Below are 1,290 nucleotides of genomic sequence, written 5' to 3'. Positions count from 1 at the left end.
AGGTAAAATCGAGAAACAACTAAAAAAGCGGGCAGTGGTCTTGTACCTGCCGGGGCCAATTTTAGATACCTTGCCCATGGTAGCTCTGGGAATTTTGGCGGTTTCAGCAGTACTATTTGAAGGGGGTAAGGCGACAATCCTACCCCTGTTGTTGACCTTTTTGCTGGCCTTGCAACGGTTATCGGGGCGCTTGAAAGGAACTTCAGCAACGATTACATCTTTTGTGGATAACAGCGCCCGGATGGTACGGTTAGAGACGATTTTAGACCAGCGGGATAAGGTATTTGAGCACTCGGGAACGGAGCGGTTTACTGGTCTAAGGGAAGATATTGAGTTTAAGTCTGTAAGCCTTTCCTATAGTAACGATGATACTTTTGCCCTCAAGAATCTCACCTTTACTCTGCCTCGAAACAAGGTAACTGCCTTAGTCGGGGAGTCGGGGGCAGGTAAGTCTTCGATTGTGGATTTGTTCATCGGGCTGTATCAACCAACGGCAGGAGATATTGTAGTCAATAGTCGTCCTCTAGCAGATTATCACTTGGAAGATTGGCGACGAGATATTGGGGTGGTCAGTCAAGATACGTTTATTTTTAATGACAGTATTTTAGAGAATTTGCGTTACGGTCGTCCGTCAGCAAGCTTTGATGACGTGGTGGAAGCCGCTATTGCAGCCCAAGCCCACACGTTTATTTTAGCCTTGCCTGATGGATACGAAACTGTTGTCGGTGAGCGGGGCTATAAACTCTCGGGTGGACAGCGGCAACGATTGGCTCTGGCACGGGCATTAATTAAGCAGCCAGAGATTTTAATCTTGGATGAAGCGACCAGTGCTTTAGATAGTGAGTCAGAGAAGTTGATTCAGCAGGCATTGGAACAGTTCCAGAAGGAACGAACAGTGATTGTTATCGCCCATCGACTTTCCACCATTGCTGAGGCTGATCAGATTTTGGTGCTAGAGCGAGGAGAGGTTGTGGAGCATGGTACTCATAAGTCGCTTCTGCATCAAGGTGAGCGCTATGCGCGCTATTGGAAGTTGCAGAGTAGTCAGGTGGCGGCTTAAGGGAGTAGGGAATCGGGAATCGGGAATCGGGAATCGGGAATCGGGAATCGGGAATCGGGAATCGGGAATCGGGAATCGGGAATCGGGAATCGGGAATCGGGAATCGGGAATCGTGAATCGGGAATCGGGAATCGGGAATCGGGAATCGTGAATCGGGAGTAGGAGAGCATAAATGACGAAAAGGGAATAAAAAAAATAATGACGTGAGGCTGAAATCTAGAATCAAAACA

Annotated in this window: 1 protein-coding gene and 1 pseudogene; one reads left to right on the top strand and one right to left on the bottom strand. The window is 48.0% G+C overall.

Features of this window, described 5'->3' with window-relative positions; genetic code table 11:
* Positions 1 to 1,060 (top strand): ATP-binding cassette domain-containing protein (locus tag F6K49_RS49975; RefSeq protein ID WP_293110258.1); only part of this gene is annotated, 1,060 nt, incomplete at its 5' end.
* On the opposite strand, the pseudogene F6K49_RS49970 reads toward F6K49_RS49975, so the two are convergent.
* Positions 1,057 to 1,290 (bottom strand): annotated as a pseudogene (locus tag F6K49_RS49970) (hypothetical protein); the annotation flags it as partial. The gene F6K49_RS49975 and the pseudogene F6K49_RS49970 sit on opposite strands and share 4 nt — an antisense overlap.

It is taken from the genome of Moorena sp. SIO3I6 (assembly GCF_010672095.1).
Note: the sequence above shows the minus strand (reverse complement) of the source record. Positions and strands in the feature narration are given on the sequence as shown.